The 20,034-nt window shown below is 32.4% G+C and carries 17 protein-coding genes; 7 read left to right on the top strand and 10 right to left on the bottom strand.

Going from position 1 to position 20,034, the window contains the following annotated elements:
- Nucleotides 1-67: 67 nt before the first annotated feature.
- Both istA and istB read left to right on the top strand, forming a co-directional pair.
- Nucleotides 68-1,363, top strand: coding sequence for an IS21-like element IS232 family transposase (gene istA / locus ACXKY9_RS13050; protein ID WP_000275580.1), 1,296 nt, complete (start codon nt 68-70; stop codon nt 1,361-1,363).
- On the top strand, nt 1,353-2,105 hold the full coding sequence (gene istB, locus ACXKY9_RS13045) for an IS21-like element IS232 family helper ATPase IstB (RefSeq protein ID WP_000798699.1): 753 nt from the start codon (nt 1,353-1,355) through the stop codon (nt 2,103-2,105). Before istA ends, istB begins: the two co-directional genes overlap by 11 nt.
- Before the next feature lie 94 nt (nt 2,106-2,199).
- Here istB and ACXKY9_RS13040 read toward each other — a convergent pair whose 3' ends face one another.
- Nucleotides 2,200-2,517: a PadR family transcriptional regulator gene (locus ACXKY9_RS13040; RefSeq protein WP_001013432.1), complete on the bottom strand. Its 318-nt coding sequence runs from the start codon at nt 2,515-2,517 to the stop codon at nt 2,200-2,202.
- 206 nt (nt 2,518-2,723) lie between these two features.
- Here ACXKY9_RS13040 and ACXKY9_RS13035 point away from each other — a divergent pair, with 206 nt between their 5' ends.
- Genes ACXKY9_RS13035 through ACXKY9_RS13025 form a run of 3 tightly spaced genes read left to right on the top strand, consistent with a single transcriptional unit; the run spans nt 2,724 to nt 5,897 of the window.
- Nucleotides 2,724-3,653: an AAA family ATPase gene (locus ACXKY9_RS13035; RefSeq protein ID WP_000608798.1), complete on the top strand. Its 930-nt coding sequence runs from the start codon at nt 2,724-2,726 to the stop codon at nt 3,651-3,653.
- Nucleotides 3,650-4,816, top strand: coding sequence for a DUF58 domain-containing protein (locus ACXKY9_RS13030; protein WP_001014389.1), 1,167 nt, complete (start codon nt 3,650-3,652; stop codon nt 4,814-4,816). The genes ACXKY9_RS13035 and ACXKY9_RS13030 overlap by 4 nt, the downstream gene beginning before the upstream one ends.
- On the top strand, nt 4,788-5,897 hold the full coding sequence (locus tag ACXKY9_RS13025; RefSeq protein ID WP_000860486.1) for a DUF4018 domain-containing protein: 1,110 nt from the start codon (nt 4,788-4,790) through the stop codon (nt 5,895-5,897). Before ACXKY9_RS13030 ends, ACXKY9_RS13025 begins: the two co-directional genes overlap by 29 nt.
- A gap of 56 nt (nt 5,898-5,953) precedes the next feature.
- On the opposite strand, the gene ACXKY9_RS13020 is transcribed toward ACXKY9_RS13025, so the two are convergent.
- Nucleotides 5,954-7,411, bottom strand: coding sequence for an MFS transporter (locus tag ACXKY9_RS13020; RefSeq protein ID WP_001186926.1), 1,458 nt, complete (start codon nt 7,409-7,411; stop codon nt 5,954-5,956).
- A gap of 444 nt (nt 7,412-7,855) precedes the next feature.
- Between ACXKY9_RS13020 and ACXKY9_RS13015 the strand changes: the two genes are divergently transcribed.
- Together ACXKY9_RS13015 and ACXKY9_RS13010 are read left to right on the top strand one after the other, a co-directional pair.
- On the top strand, nt 7,856-8,116 hold the full coding sequence (locus ACXKY9_RS13015; protein WP_000889686.1) for a hypothetical protein: 261 nt from the start codon (nt 7,856-7,858) through the stop codon (nt 8,114-8,116).
- Nucleotides 8,117-8,202: 86 nt separating this feature from the next.
- Nucleotides 8,203-9,699: a glycosyltransferase gene (locus ACXKY9_RS13010; RefSeq protein ID WP_000335240.1), complete on the top strand. Its 1,497-nt coding sequence runs from the start codon at nt 8,203-8,205 to the stop codon at nt 9,697-9,699.
- Nucleotides 9,700-9,841: 142 nt separating this feature from the next.
- Here ACXKY9_RS13010 and ACXKY9_RS13005 read toward each other — a convergent pair whose 3' ends face one another.
- The 8 genes from ACXKY9_RS13005 to ACXKY9_RS12970 all read right to left on the bottom strand — a co-directional run bounded on the left by ACXKY9_RS13005 (nt 9,842) and on the right by ACXKY9_RS12970 (nt 19,794).
- Complete coding sequence (locus ACXKY9_RS13005; RefSeq protein ID WP_000752467.1) at nt 9,842-10,084, bottom strand: hypothetical protein; 243 nt, start codon at nt 10,082-10,084, stop codon at nt 9,842-9,844.
- Nucleotides 10,085-10,194: 110 nt separating this feature from the next.
- Entirely contained in the window at nt 10,195-10,395 is a 201-nt protein-coding gene (locus tag ACXKY9_RS13000) for a hypothetical protein (RefSeq protein ID WP_033676526.1), read from the bottom strand.
- A gap of 232 nt (nt 10,396-10,627) precedes the next feature.
- Entirely contained in the window at nt 10,628-11,467 is an 840-nt protein-coding gene (locus tag ACXKY9_RS12995) for a hypothetical protein (RefSeq protein ID WP_003284617.1), read from the bottom strand.
- A gap of 3 nt (nt 11,468-11,470) precedes the next feature.
- On the bottom strand, nt 11,471-13,798 hold the full coding sequence (locus ACXKY9_RS12990; RefSeq protein ID WP_170921869.1) for a glycosyltransferase family 2 protein: 2,328 nt from the start codon (nt 13,796-13,798) through the stop codon (nt 11,471-11,473).
- 84 nt (nt 13,799-13,882) lie between these two features.
- Complete coding sequence (locus tag ACXKY9_RS12985) at nt 13,883-15,391, bottom strand: glycosyltransferase family 2 protein (protein WP_000735456.1); 1,509 nt, start codon at nt 15,389-15,391, stop codon at nt 13,883-13,885.
- 38 nt (nt 15,392-15,429) lie between these two features.
- Nucleotides 15,430-16,929 carry a glycosyltransferase gene (locus tag ACXKY9_RS12980; protein WP_001257269.1) on the bottom strand — a complete coding sequence of 500 codons (1,500 nt, stop codon included), beginning with the start codon at nt 16,927-16,929 and terminating at the stop codon, nt 15,430-15,432.
- A gap of 250 nt (nt 16,930-17,179) precedes the next feature.
- Nucleotides 17,180-18,202 carry a VPS10 domain-containing protein gene (locus tag ACXKY9_RS12975; RefSeq protein WP_000455780.1) on the bottom strand — a complete coding sequence of 341 codons (1,023 nt, stop codon included), beginning with the start codon at nt 18,200-18,202 and terminating at the stop codon, nt 17,180-17,182.
- A 374-nt stretch (nt 18,203-18,576) separates the two neighbouring features.
- Complete coding sequence (locus ACXKY9_RS12970) at nt 18,577-19,794, bottom strand: aspartate aminotransferase family protein (protein ID WP_001286499.1); 1,218 nt, start codon at nt 19,792-19,794, stop codon at nt 18,577-18,579.
- Nucleotides 19,795-20,034: the final 240 nt, after the last annotated feature.

Raw genomic sequence — 20,034 nt, 5'->3', positions numbered from 1 at the left:
CATTAACGCTTGAATAAATATGTACATTTTCAATTGGATTCTCCATACTGACTCTGAGGTGGTTAGTATGTATATTAAGCTAGATATTCAAACAGAATTTGAGGTTAAAAGTCTTTCAGACTTACCAAATTTTAAAAAACTAATGGGGAACTTAAAAATGAAGATAAATAAAAGTCAATTAGCCAGAGAATTGAATGTGGATCGGCGTACCATAGATAAGTATTTGAATGGTTTTACACCAAAAGGGACAAAAAATAAAACATCGAAAATCGATACATATTATGAAGTGATTGCAGCTCTTTTATCTAGTGATTCTAAACAAATCTTCTACTACAAACGAGTGTTATGGCAGTATCTAACAGACAATCACGGTTTAAAATGTTCACAGTCTGCATTTCGTGCTTATATTAATAGAAAGCCTGAATTTAGAACATATTTTGATGAGGGGAAGCGTATTTTATCAGGTCATTCAGTGGGTGTCCGTTATGAGACACCTCCAGGAGAACAAGCTCAATTAGATTGGAAAGAAAGCATACGATTTGAAACCAAAAGTGGCGAAATCGTATATGTGAATGTAGCTGTACTTTTATTGTCCTACTCGAGATTTAAAGTTTTTCATTTGAATATTTCAAAATCACAAAGTGTTTTAATGTCATTTATGACAGAGGCATTTGAAATGTTTGGTGGTGTACCGAAGGTAATTGTCACGGATAATATGAAGACGGTAATGGATGAAGCTCGAACAGAACACTTTACAGGAACGATTAACAATAAGTTTGCCCAATTCGCTCAAGATTTTGGATTTAAGGTACAACCTTGTATCGCAGGGCGACCAAATACCAAAGGGAAAGTAGAAGCGCCAATGAAACTTCTAGACGAAATTCATGCTTATCAAGGAAGATTCACTTTTGAAGAATTACATGAATTTGTGCAAAAATTATGTGCAAGAATTAATCAAACATTTCATCAAGGGACTGGTAAGATTCCAGTGTTTGCCCTAAAACAGGAAAAGAATCTCCTACAACCACTCCCGAAGAGCGCGATAAGAGATTCCTATATGATTAAGCATAAACTTGTAAAAGTTAATACATCAGGCATGATATCTTACAAATCGAATCAATACTCAGTTCCAGCTGAATATCAAGGTAAAACCGTCGGTTTACAAGTATATGATAATCAAATATATGTTTATCATAACATGAAGTTAATTGTACAACATAAAATCAGCCAATCTAAGCTCAATTATAAAGAAGAACATTATAAAAAAGCATTGGCTAAGTCACTACCTAAATATCCGAACATTGACAATTTGGCGAAACAAAATTTATCAGTAATTGGTGAGGTATATAGAAATGAAGAATAGCTATCAACAATTAACAACAAACCTAGAGTATTTAAAATTAAAACAAATGGCACAACATTTAGGTGACGTAGTCGATTTTAGCATTAATAATGAATTATCCTTCGTAGAGACACTTGTTAAACTGACAAACTATGAGATTGATGTACGAGAACAAAATATGATTCATTCTATGGTGAAAATGGGCGCATTTCCTCATAGAAAGGAGGTTGATGAGTTTGATTTCGAATTCCAGCCGAGTATTAATAAACAACAAATCTTAGATTTTATTTCTCTACGTTTCTTAGAGCAACAAGAAAACATAGTATTTTTAGGACCTAGTGGTGTTGGTAAGACCCATTTGGCCACGTCTATTGGTATAGCAGCAGCTAAAAAGCGAACAAGTACTTATTTTATTAAATGTCATGATTTACTTCAAAATTTAAAACGTGCCAAGATTGAGAATCGCCTAGAATCTCGTTTAAAGCACTATACAAAATACAAATTACTTATTATTGATGAAATTGGGTACTTGCCTATTGATCCGGAGGATGCAAAATTATTCTTTCAATTAATCGATATGCGTTATGAAAAGCGTAGTACCATCCTAACGACCAATATCAACTTCAAGTCTTGGGACGAAGTATTCCAGGACCCTAAACTCGCCAATGCCATACTAGATCGTGTCTTACATCATGCCACGGTGGTCAGTATTGTAGGACAATCCTATCGAATTAAAGATCATTTTAGCAAAGAAAATGATTGATTTTGTACATGCTTAAACAAGCGAAAATGTACATGTTTATCTTGACATTTACATCGCAAAAGGTTTGAATACCTTCTTTGTCTCCATTTCCCATTCACTCCCCTAATATACTATTTCCATTCCTTACAGATCTCTGCAATCTATTGTACTCCAGTTCCAGCACTTCTCTCCCAAACGGCGTTAACTCATAGCACTTCTTTCTGTCTGTAGAGGCAACTTCAACAATTAACTTCTCTTTTAGTAATTTCGTCGTATTTCCATATAAAGTACCAGGGCCGAGCTTTACTTCCCCATTTGTCATCTCTTCTACCATTTGCATAATTCCGTAGCCATGCAACGGCTTCACGAGTGACAATAATATGTAATATGTCGCCTCAGTTAACGGAATATATTTTTGCGCCTTCCCATTCATTATAACTACCTCCGATACATCGCCTTATGATATATCGACTTACGATACATCGCATATCGATATTGTATAATCATATTCCAAAATATGCAAGAGTAATTTAATAATTAAATATCCATTTCTTTGAATTAAAAAACCATACAAATTTTCTGAATAATTTGTTAAAATATAGAAATATTAGCTCTTTTATAATGAAAGGAATGGTACATATGATAAATAAATTGAAAGAAAACATCGGATCTGTGTTTGTTGGGAAAGAAAATGTTATTGATCTACTGCTCGTTTCACTTCTTGCTGGTGGGCATGTATTGCTCGAAGACGTGCCTGGTACTGGGAAAACGTTACTGGCGAAAACCATTTCCAAAAGTATTGGTGGTAGTTTTTCTCGCGTTCAATTCACCCCTGATGTACTTCCAAGTGATGTAACAGGTATTGAATACTTCAACCCAAAAACAAGCGAATTCGAATTAAGAATTGGACCAGTTATGACAAACATTTTGCTAGCAGATGAAATTAACCGTGCAATGCCGAGAACGCAGTCGAGTTTGTTAGAAGCGATGGAAGAACGACAAGTGACGCTCGAAAAACAATCTACGCCTCTGCCGAAACCGTTCTTTGTTATTGCGACGCAAAACCCAATTGAATCACAAGGGACTTTCCCTCTTCCAGATGCACAGCTTGATCGCTTTTTAATGACGATTTCAATCGGTTATCCTACTCCTGAAGATGAGCTACAAATGATGCGACGTTTTCGGAACGATTTACCATTAGAAAGTGTCACATCTGTCATCTCATTAGAAGATATTTTAGAATCTCAAAAACGAGTAAAAGAAATATTTGTTTCGGAACCGTTAGAACATTACATTATTAAACTTGCTCATGCTACAAGAAATCATGATTATATCGCTAACGGTGTAAGCCCACGTGCCACATTAGCTTTAGTACGTGCTGTTCAAGCTTTAGCCTTTTTACGCGGGAGAGAATATTGCACACCAGAAGATATACAATTGTTAGTTCCTTCTGTTTGGAATCACCGTATCGTCTTATCAATGGAAGGTGCCCTGCGCACGACTAAAAATGATATAATGCAAAGTATTTTAAAAGAAGTTGACGTACCTGTGGAGATTGAGCAAGCATGAATGGACAGCGTGTTGTAACTGTGCCTTTATTTTTTCAACTCCATATTATTCAACTAACCGTTCCAATCGCGTTACTTTTCACATTCTTTTTCCCGCAACGAATGCTTATGTTTCTCTTTTTCTTCTATTATATATTTGCGATTTTTATTTATAAATATGTCGCTTTCATAGAGAAGAAGTTTCAAATCATAAATGAGAAACAAACTACACGGCTTTTTCCTGAGGAATCTGGACAGTTTTTTATTCATTTAAAAAATGGAGCCAGCATACCGCTCGTTAATGGTGTTTGTTACTTTCATTTAAATTCGTCCCTTATACCGCATAAAGAGCAAGGCATTGAACAAATATCAAAAACATTATTCTCTTTCCCATTTTCACAACCCGCACATTCGGCACAAAAATGGGGTTTAACATTAACCGCAACGAAGCGTGGTGTGTTTCAAATTGAACAGTTTGAATGTGTATTAAAAGATCCATTTCATCTATTAACTGTACATTTACCTGTTTTTGATAAATTAAGGACTGAAATTATTGTGTATCCTTCTCCTAAAGAAGTAGCAGGTTTGCAAGAACTTCAGCAACTTTTGAATGGATTTTATCGAACGAATTTTTCTTTTTACAATGATGAAACATCTATTATCGGTGTAAAGCGATATGAGCGTGAGTCTTTCCGCTCTATTCATTGGAAGGCATCTGCTAAAATGCAACAATTACAAGCGAAGCAATATGAACCTGTAAAAAATTATAGTTGGACGATTTGTCTTTCTTTAGCTGCCGATCGTGGATTTGGTTGGAAAGATAATGTAGAAGAACTTATTTCATATGCAACATACATTTTCCAGTACACAACGAAGCACCACATTCCGTTTGAATTGTTTATTAGTGTATTAGCAGAAGGCGGTGCATTACATGTACCGTTAAATGAAGGACAAACACAATATGCAAAAGCTTTAGAAGAATTAGCCCGTATTTCAGATGATAGTACGTTACTTCCGAAACAAGGATTCCTTCATTATGTAAAGAGAAAGAGAGAACGATCGTCTACAATGATATACATTGGTTTACAAAAAAATGAACTCCCTCTTCTCTCGCAGCCAACGTTTCTCATTACTAGTGAAGGGATGGTGGAACCAGTTGAAAACTTGGCTATATCACATTCATGATTTCATTCTGCTCCTCCTGCTTTCATTATTAACAGAAAGAGATGAACTAATTAGTATTGCAATATTTTTAACAACAGGCTATATTGGAGTATTTCTTATTCATAAATTTATGCAGAAAAAAACAACAGGATTTGTAATACTTTTAGTTCTTCAAATCGTTCTTTTCTCTTTATTTTTACCTTTTTCTCTTTTTGGCACAATCATATTACCACTATTTTTCTTTATCGTACATGTGGTCGGACCTGGATATCCAGTTCAAAAATCTTTAGGTGGTATTGTATGGTTTGTCGTTTCAGCTATATTTTATGCACCCTTTCCACCGTTGTGGAAACTATTAATGTTAGCCTTGCATCTTATGATTACATTTTGGTTAACCGGGGCAAATCGCAAACAACAACTATTACGTTTTGCTTCTATCATTACGATTGGCTTAATGAGTATATTAATTGTTCAAGTATTTCCTTTCATTCGACTTATTTTTGGTTTTATAACGGAAGTAGTCGCATTAGGCGTCGGCTATGCTTTAATGCCATTAATTAAAGCAGCGGAATTAAAAGATACTGAAGATGTTTGGGCAAATAAAGGACATCTCTTAAAACCCAAAATTGAAGACGGAAAAAAAATTCCTGATTTTGATCCAATACTCATAAATAGCGCTACAATAATAGTCTGTACAGCTATCGCTATTTACGTCGTTTGGAAAATAGTAAAAAAACGAAAACATTTAAGTTTACCAAATATGCCCGCCTTCGAATCTACTATCATTACTGATAAAGAAGGAATAAGCCAAAATCGTTTTAAACGAAATAAACCGCCACATAACGAAATTCGGAAGGAAATTTTCAAGCTAGAGAGTAAGTTAACCTCTCCTTTAAATAGAAAACGGGGAGAAACTGTTGAGGCTTGGCTAGAAAGAATAAACGATGAAGAAGATGTAAATATTCAAAGTGATATTATTATAGATGCTTATAATACGGTGCGGTATTCAAATGGTGCAAACACTGTACTTCTACATGAATTTATGGAAGAGATTCATAAGCTTTATGCATATCAAAAAAGTTTGAAGAAACGAAAGAAATAACGTAACAAAAAGACTCCTATATTCATAGGAGTCTTTTTATACTTCTACGTTGCTTTTTAAATGGAAGCATTCTTCCCTGCTTCAATTTCTAATGACTCTTCATGCCACCAAAGTGTTTCTTCAGGATCTTCTTTAGCGATTTGGTGTGCTTCTTTTTTCGTTTCTACTGTAGGATATGAACCTTTTAGCGCACGCCCTGAAGTCGTAACGAATAGTACACTAAATACAACTAATCCAATAATACTTACACCTGCTAAATAAAATGCCGGTGCGAGCGGGTTACCAGTTGCATGAACTAAGTATGAACATACAAGCGGTGTTGTTCCACCGAATATCGATACAGAAATATTAAATGAGATCGAAAGTGCTCGATAACGTACATCAGTGAAAAAGAGTGATGGTAATAATGAAGGTAATGTTCCTTCATATACACTTAAGAAGAAACCTAGTACGAAAATACCTGCAAATATAGCTGCAATATGTCCGTTACCTATTAGTAAAAATGCTGGAATTGCAAATACAGTTAAACCAAGTAAACCAATTTGCACAACACGTTTATTACCAATTTTATCACTTAATTTACCGAAATATAGTGCTAGTGGAATCATAAGTGCCATCGTAATAGAAATAATTAATAAGCCTGTTGTTTCTTCGACTTTAAGTACTTGAGTTAGATAAGAAGGAATATACGAAAGAATCATATAATTTGTAATATTAAAGAAGGCGACAATTACTGTGCTTAATAAGAAGTCTTTTTTGTGATATTTAATAATATCCATAAATGAAAATTGTTCATTGTCTTCAGATTCCTCTTGTGCTTTTTCCATCTCTTCAAAGATTGGAGATTCATCTAGATGACGGCGTAAGTATAAACCGACCAAACCAATTGGTGCAGCTATTAAGAATGGAATACGCCATCCCCAGCTGAGCATTTGCTCATCTGTTAACAATAACGTCAAAATGGTAACAATTACCGATGCAGCAATGTAACCTGAGAGTGTTCCAATTTCAAGACCACTACCGAGTATACCACGCTTTTTATCTGGAGAAGATTCTGCGATATAAACCATTGCTCCTGAATATTCGCCGCCTGTAGAGAAGCCTTGAATCATTCGGGCAACTAAAAGTAGTATTGGTGCCCATACACCAATTTGTTCATAGGTTGGTAGTAATGCGATGAATAATGTAGAAAGTGCCATTAAAATAATAGTAGTACTTAACACGATTTTTCGGCCGTACTTATCTCCTATTCTACCAAAGAATACACCTCCGATTGGTCGAACGAGAAAGGCTGCTGCAAATGTACCGAATGTAAGTACAAGTTGCAATCCACTATTATCAACACCTGAGAAGAATAATTGACTTAAAATTACCGCTAAATACGCGTATAATCCGAAGTCAAACCACTCCATTGCGTTCCCTATACCAGTAGCAATTACTGCTTTCCTGGCTTGTTTAGGATTGACAATATTAACGTCTTGAGGTTCAAAATTTAAATCATTATTTTGTTGCATATAATAAAACAGCTCCTTATTTAATTTAACTTCTTTAAGCACACCTTCTCTTATTGAATAAAATTAATTCGAAGCACTTAAGGAAAAACAACGTCTCCTTATCTGTTATTATTATTTCACATAATTAATTATTTGTCCAATTAAATGCTCTTTTTCTATAAAGTTACACCCTGTTTAACTTTTATATAATGACGTGTAGCTTATATAATATATACCTTTACACTACAAATAAATCTTTAATTCATTAGATTGTACAACGTACCTATAATTATTTCCTCTAACTTAAAAACCAGTAACTTTTACTGAAATTTTGCATATATTTAGAAAAGCGAACTCATTAATACGAATTTCTTCTTATTGCATTCAACCATAAAAATATGGAGTATCATTAAATACCTAATTAGATAATATTATTATAATTTTCTTTTTGAAGGAGGATATTTTATGTTGGAGATAATATTTTTGCTTACTTCTTTGTCTTTTCTCTTAATCATTTCTGGTTTTTTCATCATCTTAAAACAATATAAAGAAATAAAAACCATAAGAACAATATTAACTACAAAAAAAGAAAATGAGAAAACTACATCCGAAAACTCAATCCCTATGCAATTAGATCTTAGTGTTCTCAATAATTTAATAGCTTCTGGTATAAACAAAGGTTCTAATTCAGTTAATGAAAATTCGGAGGCAGATAAAACTAAATAATTGCTATGTTTGTAACAAGAAAATATTTATCTCCTATTTTATCTATTCTTATTAATAACTACCTCTGATTAAAAAGGAGACTACTTATGTGTAAAAATCCAATCTCTATTATTATCCCCATACAGCATCAAACAAGCGTTTTACCCGAAATTCTAAAAGCATGTCAACAACTGAAACCTTTAGAAGTTATTCTTATTATTAACGGATGTATTGATGATTGTATTGATATTACACGATCTTACAGTTGTAAAGTTATTACACTAGAAGAATCAACAGAATATAATATTTGTTATACAATTGGAGCAAAAAAGGCAAGAGGTAATTGCCTATTATTTTTAGATGAAAATTACATTATTCAATCTTCCACACTTATACAATTTCTTCAACCATTACTAGACGGATCCGCTGATGTAGTATTAAATAATTTGGATTATTTTTTTTATAAGAAGCAACGGCCTAATATAGCAATGATGTGGCAGCAAGTTACGAATCATTTTTTTCATCGTTCAGATTTAAATGTTAACTCATTATTATTTCCTCCCTATGCAATAACAAAAAAAGTTCTAGAGGCAATTACTCCAGAAAGTTTATCAAATCCGATATTGGCACAAATGAAAATTATTAAATATAAATTTCAGATTTGCAATCATCTAAAAATTTATATACCTCAAATCCCCTCCTTCCCTTCAAAACAACTCACTTGTTATCATCTTGAAGCTATTGAACATTGGATAAATATAGCGCAAGATTCAAGAGGAAACTACACTGATAGTAGCCGAAGGCGGGATATTATTTTAGGGCTTCAAAACGGCGAACAAAAATATATGCCAAAAATAAGTACAGGTAAAGAATTTTATTCGAATACTTATGGGGATAAACAATTATCGGTTATCATCCCTGTTCAAAATGAAGAAAAAACGATAGAATCTGTAATTTATGAGGTACAAAAATTAAAACCTTTAGAGATTATCATTATTGTTAATGGAGCAACAGATAAAACAGAGGCATTGGCAAAGAATTGTGGTGCAACAGTTATTAGCTACAAAGAGCCACTTGGTAATGATACTGGACGTGCTGTTGGCGCACGTTTTGCAAAAGGTGATATATTATTATTTATAGATGGTGATTTCTTAATTCCTAGTTCTGATCTATTACCATTTGTACAATCTGTTCAAAATGGTACAGATTTAGCTTTAAATAAGTTAGAGTATTACTATATGTATCGATTTCCTTATTCTATCGTGACCGCATGTAAATATGTTGTGAATTTAGCATGTAATCGAAAGGATTTAGGGATGGGATCCACAATTGCTGTGCCTCATGCTTTTAGTCGCAAATGTATTGATACAATTGGTTTTGATTCACTTCTTTCACCTACCTCAAGTCAAGTTAAAACAATTTTAGCAGGCCTTCATGTGAAAAATGCCCATTCTGTCGATGTTGATAAGATGAATCGTGTTCGACCAGAAAAACACTTCTCTCAAGAAGGTTTTCTTTCATTAGCAACGCAACAAATCATTGGTGATCATATAGAAGCAATTTCTTACCTCATCGAACAAAAAAGAAACACTGAATGCTTTTAATTGTATATTCTTACCACCAAATAATATATGAATTTATTTTAAATATATAGCAAAATAAAAAAGATGGTTGTAACCATCTTTTTTATTTTTACATTAGATCAAAAGAAAAGTAGCAGGCAGGCTTTTCATTTCTGTATCTTTCTTAAGAAGTTTGAAAATAGAGGCTTGTTAATGAAGATGCAACACTTAAATCATCGTTTAGCGAGATTGAGAAACATGCAATTAATGGTAAAGTAATAACAATTGATCCACTAGAACTAATTACAATTGTAGGACTTGTCCCACATGTACCCCCACAATCCACTACTGCATCAATTCCACTTCCAGGGGTAATTGTAATCTTAAGGCACACATCAAAACAAACATTATTCGTAGTACATGCCATAACTCTCCCTCCTTTCTCTTAACAATATATGCAGTTACTTAAATTCGGATACAACTCTCTTACTAAATTTAATAAATTAGGTGCTTCTTTAATATTAATTGGATAGTTAATTAACGTTTTATTAAACTATCTAAATAAGATAAGAAACTAAAATCATCCTTTACTGAAATAGCTATACATGCAATGAATGGTATTACATTGAAATTAGATGGACATTCATCATTGCACCTTACAAATATTTCTGCCCCACCATTTGGATTAACTATAGATTCTAAGCAAATGTTAAAACAACTCTTGTTGATGCAAGACAAGATATTCCCTCCTTTCTTACACATAATATCAATTTATGAGAAAATAATAATATCGTTACAACTTTATTCAACCCTCACCAATCGTGCTATTATGGGCAGTTGATCTCCCACCTAACTTCTTTGCTACAGCCGAATTTTGAGGTGGGAGTTTTACTGCCCGCAAATAGTGAGATAAAATAAACTAAAGAGGTAAAAACTTCTTCAAATACATGAAGAGATTCTCAACTTTTAATTACAATATTCTATCTTCATAGAGCGTTTGTTTCATATATGGCATAATTTTATTCTTCTCTAAAGGGATGTGCCCTAATTGTTTATCAAAATATAAATCTAATTTAACTTTATTTACAGCATCTATCCTTTCTAATTCTTGTAATCCAGTTATAAAAGGCTCCAAATGATTTTTCATATCAAAATCAGCTGCTATATTTTGCAAGTAATAAATTGGCGGTACATAGCCTATCTTATTATAAAATGCAATAACATTTATTCTCTCTGCAAACGTATCTTTAATTTCTTGTATTGATAAGTTAGGATATGATAGCTGAAAAACTTGTGTAATAGGAGTAGTATACCAATTTGTTAATATGGTTTGAGGATTGTTGACCAATGCGAAAGTCCCTCTTAAATAACCTGCTAATATAAGGGACATAAATCCTCCACCTGAACTTCCATAAAGTAACACATTTTCTTTTAAAATATTTATCTTTCTTATTATTTTTTCTAAAATTATCGCTATATCTTTCAAGTAATACCTATCTATCGTTCCTTGCCCCCAACCTAAAGAAATTTCACCTAAATAAAGGGTTGGATCATTATAAAAAATTACAGATTCTTCGAAATCCTTAATCCAAGTGTATCTTTGAAAAATAGGTGGCGACTGCTTTTCACTTGCCCCCGAACCCAAAATAATAAGTTTTTTTGATTGTAATTTCATTCTAATAATAAACTCATAATTTATTCCTTGCCATTCTACACTTAGTAAAAACGGTTCTTCCATATTAAAATAAATGCCTTCAAGTTGCTCATATGAAATATTTATATTTCTCAATTGATTAATCGACTGAATCACCTCTTAAAATAGAAATAAATCTTTAAAATTCCTATGCTTCAATAAATACGAAAGGCCTTCTAAATGATCACCAGTAATTCTTAATACAGCTGGCGGATGCCCTATTGTCGCGAAGTGCTCATGTGGTCGAATACGATTTGGTTTCATTACATCTACATAATGAACACATTCTACTTTATATCCTTCTAATATTGCTTTTACTTGTGCAATACATGATGTGTGAAGAGTATCCCAGCCAATTCCCTCTAAACATTTTCTACTAATAGCATGAGGAACCGCTACAAGAGATCCCACTCCTAAATCTTTACGGTTACAAGCAATATTCAACATATATTTATATATATTTACAATATATAGAGGGAATCTAAGATTTAAATTTAAATCGTTTAAAGCAATATCAACACCGTCAGTAACAGCTTGCGTTAATGGATGTAAATCTTTTGCTGGAATAGCAAAATCGGCATCTATAAAGAGAAGTATATCTCCTATGGCCTCCTGCGCACCAATTGCACGCCCGACATCATGTCCTAACGCTTCTTGATAGACAATCACTGTTGCTCCTAATTGCTTTGAAATTTCCTCTGTCCGATCTGTCGATCCATTTATAACAACAATTATTTCTTTCGGTTCAATTTTTCTTGCCTCAAGAATAACTTGTTTAATCGTCGCTTCTTCATTTTGTGCTGGTATAATAATTGATAGCTGTTTTCCATTATAAATAGAAGACTTCATTCCCCATCCTTTATGGAAACGCAAATAATTTTTTTGTATTTTTAGTTGCTCTATAATTTCTCTTTTCCTTCCTCCATCCGTATAGTTACCTCTATCACCTTTTCGTTGTAACCAGTTTTCTAATACTTTTACATTTTTTTTAATCTCACGCACTTCTAATTTAGTTAATTCATTTCCAGAGAAAGAGTTTTTATTTGTAGATATATTATTCAAAGAGGTTTTAGTAATTGCTGATGAGGTGTGTACTCGCCACCCTTTCTCAATAAGTGTTGCTTGAGCAAGTATAGGATTCTGTAAGATGTCATATCCAATGTCTTCAATTACTTTTTTTGAAATGGCATATGGCATAGATAACATCGAATCATACTTTAAATCCATATGTCCTAATACGTCATTTAATACTTTTCTATACACCATAGCAATACTCGGCCACTCTATTTTCATTTTTTCAAAATATACGGAGTCTGCGTTATTCAATATTACATCTGTTTCTTTTTTTAATAGCGGCTTTAAAAATTGTGCTAACTCCACTGAAAAAACAACATCTTCTCCGTCTAAAAATAAGACAGCATCTCCATTGGCTATTCTTGCCCCATTAACTGGTGCTTTACATTTGTTTTTCTCTTCAATAACAACAACATTACTTTCAACAATTGTCGTTATTGATTGTATAGTATTCATTCTATTATCAGCTACAATGATAATTTCTAGTGGTTTTAAATAATTTAATTTCTCTAAAATTCGATTTAATTTCGACTTTTGCTCTCCCACGACAATAACGACTGACAATTCCACTCCTTCTTTCACCTCTCTTACAGTCTGATTAGGTTTTACCTTTTTTATATATTCAATCGTTTCATTCTTCTCTAAAGCTGCATGCCCTGCTTTCTTGTCGAAATATAAGTCTACTAAAATTTGATTCACTTCCGTATTTTCATCCATTTGCTCTAACCCAGAAATAAATGGTAGTAAGTGATTTTGCACATCAAATTCACATGCGACATTTTGTAAAAAATAAATATTTGGAACGTATTCAATACTCTTAAAAAAATCCGTGATGTTAATTCTTTCGCCAAATTTCTCTTCAATTTCTTCTCTTGATAAGCCTGGATAAGATAAATTGAAAACTTGATTTACCGGTACAGGTATCCATTTCATTAAATTTGTTTGAGGATTATTAACTAAAGCTGTGGAACCCTTTACGAAACCAGCTAATATTAAAGACATAAATCCTCCCCCGGAACTTCCATAAAACAACACATTTTTCGAATCAACTTGCAACTTTATCAATAATAGTTTTAAAATATTTGCGATATCTTGTAAATAAAATCTATCTAACTCCCCCTGTCCCCAACCTAAAGATATTTCTCCATGATATAAAGTAGGATCATTATAATATATAACAGTATCTTCAAATTCTTCCATCCAAGAATGTCTATGAAAAATAGGTGGACCAATTGGTTGTTCTTGAAAACCACCTGCTCCAGAGCCAAAAACAATAACATTGGAAGCATTATGCTTAATACGAATTAAAAATTCATAAGCTACTTTATCCCAATCAATTTTGAGTATAAAAGGTTCCGTAGTTTGAAAATTCATTTGCTGTAATTGTTCATATGAAATATTGATTTTTTTATACTGATCTAACAGTTTAATCACCCTTCCCATCTATCTAAAATATACTTACATTTTGCTATGATTCAACAAATAAGAGAAACCCTCCAAATGATCTCCCAGAATGAGTGATATAGTTGGAGAAATTCCTTTCGCTACAACATTTTCATTCGGGCGGAGCCGATTATTTTTAATTACGTCTACATAATGTACACATTCTATCTTGTAATCATTTAAAATAGCGTTTACCTGCGCAACGCTTGGACAGAGTAATATATCCCATCCGATATCATTTATAAATTGTTTACTAATTGCATGTGGAATTGCTGTAAGTGAACCTACACCTAAATCTTTTCTATCACATGCTAAGTTCAACGCGTATTTAAATAAGGTGACAATATGAAGGGGAAAATGTTTACATAAAAAGGGATTTAAATCATTTAAGGCAACATCACATCCATCTGCAATAGCTTGTGGAAATGGATATAGATCTTTTGCAGAAACAACAAGATCACCATCTAAAAATAAAAGAATATCTCCCTTTGCTGCTACAGTGCCAATTGCTCTTCCCACATCATGCCCTAACGGATTTTTATACGTAATAACAGTAGCACCAAGTTGCGTAGCAACATTTGCTGTATTATCTGTGGAACCATTTACAACGACAATAATTTCTAGGGGCTCAATTTTTCTCACTTCACAAATTACTTGTCCAATTGTTGCTTCCTCATTCTGAGCGGGTATAATTACAGACAATTGTTTTCCGTTATATTTTTGTGATTGAATTCCCCATCCTTTTTGTGAAAAAGGGATGGTATTATGTTTTTTAAGAATATTTACAAGTTTTCGATTTCTTGTAACATCATGATACATTCCCCTAATTCCAGTTTTCATTAACCATTCTGCCATAGCAACTAAGTGTTTGTTCATATTTTTCTTTTCTATATCTACTAATGATCTTTCATTTAATGCTCTTTCTTCTAAACAAAACTCTTTAGCCAATTGTGTTTCTATAAAGTAATGGCAACTAAACTTTTTTTCTTCTTCAATAAGTCTTATTTGCGCCAAAACAGGGTTTTTAAGAGTTTCATATTTAATTTCTTGTAAAGCTTTTTTTGTAATTATATTTGGTAAAGAGAGCAAAGAATTTATTTTTAATTCATTCGCTCCTAACACTTCATTTATAATTTGTCTCCAAATAATATTAGCACCTGGAAATTCTTTTTTCTGTCTTTCAATAAAGAAAGAGTGCAAGTTATTTAAAACCACATCTGCATTATCTTTAATAGCAGGTTGCATAAATTGTTTAAGTTCACATGCAGAAATACTATTACTATCATCTAAAAATAACAATATATCTCCTTTTGCTTCTTTTGCCCCTATAACACGCATATTTTCTGAATCACTTCTAATACATTTAACTCCAGATTCAGTTAGAGTTTTTTTGTTTATGTTTCGCTTCTCATTTATTACTATAATAATCTCATATGGAAATAAACTTTTAGCACTCTGAATAATTTCATTTAACAAACCTATTTCATATTCAACTAATATGATTATGGAAAGTAATTTCTTCATTTTTACACCTCACCAATTCTCTTATATAACTCATTGCCCTAATCTAACTTTTCTATTAAGTAGGAGAGTGCTTCAATATGATCACCCAGAATTCTTAATACTGCTGGAGGATGCCCAGTGTAATCTACATGTTCTTTTAAACGAATTCTATTCGGCTTTACAACATCTACATAGTGCACACACTCTACTCTGTATCCTTGTAATATAGCTTTCACTTGAGCAAGGCTAGGGCATAATAAAGTTTCCCATCCTATTGCATCTAAACATGATCTACTCATTGCATGTGGAATAGCTACTAACGAACCATTACTTAATTCAGGACGATTATATGCTAAATTAAGCATATACTTTACAATATCAACAATATAAAAAGGCGGATTTAAACTTGGATTTAGATTATTTAATGCTATATCTACACCATCTGAGACTGCTTGCGTAAAGCAATGCAAATCACTTCCTGAAATACTAAAATCACCATCAATAAATAAGAGAATATCTCCTATCGCTTCAAGTGCCCCAATTGCACGTCCAACATTATGGCCAAGTCGCTCGTTATATTTAATAACAGTAGCACCAAGACTTTTAGCAATATTGGCGGTATTATCTGTTGACCCATTTACAACAACAATAATTTCTAGCGGTTCTATTTTTCTAGTCTCAAGTATCACTTGTTCTATAGTTTCTTCTTCATCCTGCACCGGTATAATTACAGAAAGTTGCTTTCCACCATAAATTGAAGAATGCATCCCAAAACCTTGATGATAACAAGGGTATTGTTTTAATTCACCTAACCTTTGAATAATATCTCTTCTTTTTCCTGCATCAGTAAACCCTCCTCTTCTCCCTTTTTCCTCTATCCCTTTAGATATTCCAATTAGATATTTTTTCACTTTCTCTTTTTCATTTTTTGATAGTTCCTTTTTTATTAAATATCCTTTTTCTTCTAAAGTTTCATCTTTAGATAAAGTGTTTATTGCATATTGATCGCTAATCCGCCACCCTTGACTCACAATCTTGATATGAGAAAGAATGGCATCTTCTATAAAATCACAACCGATATTAACCAATACTTCCTTCGTAAGCACATATGGTAATGAAAGCATTGAATTGCATTTTAAATCTGGCCGACCTAAAATTTCATTTAACATTTTTCTCCATACAATATCCACATTCGGACATTTATCTATTTCTATAAACTTATCTATTTTATTCAAAATTACATCAGCCTGATTTGTAACAATTGGTTCAATAAATCCCTTCATTTCATCTGTAGATAATGAAAATTTACCATCTAAAAATAATAAAGCATCTCCTCTTGCTTCCTTTATAAAAGCTTCATATCCGCGATAATGCCCACTATATTTCTCTGTCAAAACAATTCGGCATCTATATTTCTTTGCTATTTCATATAATTTACTTCTATCATTAGGGAGCATAACAATAATTTCAATTGGGTTTAGCTCCCATACATTTTTAATTAAATCTTCTAATATTTGTGCTCTATCACTATACGAAATAATAACTGTTAATGATCTCATTACAATCCCCCTTTTTTACACACCATGTGGCATCATTAATATGAACATAAAATATTAAGTATTACTATTCCCTCTAAATTTGCTACTTTATCAATATATTCAAAAATGGATTGTACTGTGTAAAAACAAACGTCCATTTTTTTGAAAATATATGCTTTACGCTTTTATCCTTCCCCCTTCTAATTATGTATATTACAACTCTCGCCTTTTAAAAATCATAAAAAAAGTCCTAATTTTTTAGGACTCTTTTTTAAGTTAATTTATCAATATGATTAATTTTATATAACACTTTCTTCCAGGTTATACCCCTATCTGTTGTAGTAAATATTTCTTCTTTACTACAAGCCCAGCCACTATGCTCATTTATAAAATGTAAACAAAATACATTTTTTAACAACGGATTACTTGATAATTTTATCCATTCCGATGCTTTTTTCTTTACTTGATACACATCTCCGTTCTCACTATTTATAACCCAACCATAATGTGCACTGAAAAAAGAAATAGCAACTTTACTAGTGTTTATTTTTCGATTTGGAGTATGCCATGTATTACCTTTATCAAATGAATAATTTATAAAAAATATATTATCATTCGTTTTTGTTGGTATCGCTAACAAGTTATTTTTATAGATCGTTTTATAAGCCATGGAATTCCCGTTATTAACCTCTTGAATATTCTGATTGTTTTTTATAGGGTGCCAAGTTCTACCACCATCTATCGTTTTATATATCGTTGATTCTTTATATTTTTTTTGTAGAGAAATAAAACCAACTAACCTATTTATAAATGTTACACCTGATATACTATCACTAATATTTATTTTTCTTATTACCTTCCATACTTGTCCTTTAGTTTTCAAATAATACAAATTATGCTCAAATTTATTCGATGCGAGTTTTCTAGATATTATAATCCATATACTATCCATATTCGTGGCATGCAATTGTACCTGAACATCAGTCGATTTCTCCCAATTTTCTTCAATTGGTAAAATAAACTCACTCCATTTTTCCCCTCTGTTAACTGTATAAAATATAGCAGGCACTAGATTATCATTCGTTTTTGTTAAACCATATGCCCAAGAGCTTCGAGAGTTTATCGGATATATGGATAATATTATAGAATTAAGAGGATTGACAATATCCCATTCTTCCCCTCCATTTCGAGTAAATAAAATAGCTTGCTTTTTATTTGTATATTGAATACCGGCCCACCCAAATCTATCAGTTCTCATTTGTAAGGACGTGAATTGAATATCCTTGTATTCCAACATATCACCTCATTCTCATTATATTTATATTCGTATGTTATTTTTTTGAAAATGTTCTAGCATTCTTATTTTTTGGCTTTTTACCAGACAAATGTCGTCTAGTAATATATAAATTACTAAATAAAATAATGCTTCTGAAATAAAACTTTTAAAATTCAAATCAATAACTCAAATTATTCCCCTTTTAGACACATTTTTTTGGTAGATGAAGACATACTATTTTACCAATCACAACTGAAGAAATAATTAAGAATATTTCATAGCTACTGATATATTTATGAAAAAAAAACTATCTGTATAAAAGATAGTTTTTTTTTCATAAATTACAATTCAAAAAAGAATGTATTCTGAAGAGTAGAACTTGAAATTTATTTTTAAACAATTGTTAAAACAGCTACTTTAACCAGACAAGAAATAAACTGATTAATAAATGCATCAATTTCCTCTTTTGTAATAATATACGGCGGAAGTAATCGAATAATATTCCCTTGTGTTACATCGACTAACATTCCTTTATTCATTAGCTCAACCTGTAATTTCTTCACATTTTCATTCGTATCATTCAGACTAATTCCAAACATCATGCCAGCATGACGCACTTCCTGAATATAATAAGAATTTTCTTTCTGAATGTCTTGCAGTTTGTCATTCAAATATAGTGACGTTTCATAAGCTTCTTGCATTAACCCCTCATCAAGTAATGTATTTAATACAGTTAAACCTAAAGCTGTTCCCATTGATGAATGAGCAAATGTTGTCCCGTGATCTCCTGGTGAAAATACATCACATAACTTTTCACCTACAATAATTCCCCCTAGCGGTATCCCGCCTCCTGCTCCTTTACCAATTTGAATAATGTCCGGTGTAATATTAAAATTTTGATACGCAAACAGTTTCCCGGTTCTCCCCATACCACTTTGAACTTCATCAACGACAAGAAGTACATTATATTTTTCACATAAATATTGAATACCATGCAAATATTCACTTGATAAAGGATAAATCCCCCCACTTCCTAATACAGGCTCTAGCATAATCGCAATTGGGTTTTCTTTAATAATAGTCTCTTCTAATTGGTCTATATTTTCGCGCTCTACTTCGTATACAGGAATCGATGTTTCAGGGAAATTTTGATATACACTTTCTTGTCTCGTAAAATGTAGTGCCCCTAACGTACGCCCATGGAAACTATTCTTTAGCACTACAATTCCTTCACATTCTTCATTCATATTAGCTCTATATTTATCAATTAATTTCAACGTCGTTTCTGTCGCTTCCGTACCTGAGTTTGTAAAAAAGACCTTTCCGTTTTTTAATGAGCAATCCACTAATTTCTTAGCATACTCAATTGCAACTGGGTTTAAAAAATGAAACGGCAGATGCAACGATTTTGTAACTTGTTCCATTGTTGTTTGCACAATTTTCGGATGATTATACCCTAATACGTTTACTCCGACGCCAGAAAATAGGTCTATATACGCTTTACCATCCACATCATAAAGCTTGCACCCTTCTCCTCTTTCTATTGCAACCTTCGTACGACAATACGTAGACATCATATATTCCTTATCTAATTGAAACCAATCCGACATGTTAAATTCCTCCTAGTTATTTTCCCTGTTTATTTATGTTTATTCTCTATAAATTTATTTTTCAGATTAAAATTTTAATAGTAATTTTCTTCACGATATTCATTTTTCCATAATTTCTTCTATTTCAACAGGTCCACTACATGTGCATTTTTTTCATCTAGCGGTCTGTTACTACTTTGCATGTCATACATAATCAAGGTTATAAAATCATATTTAGTAACAATAGACGAAATAAATTTG

Source organism: Bacillus sp. 2175, assembly GCF_057812155.1.
The sequence above is the reverse complement of the archived record's forward strand: the minus strand, read 5'-3'. Positions and strand labels throughout refer to the sequence as shown.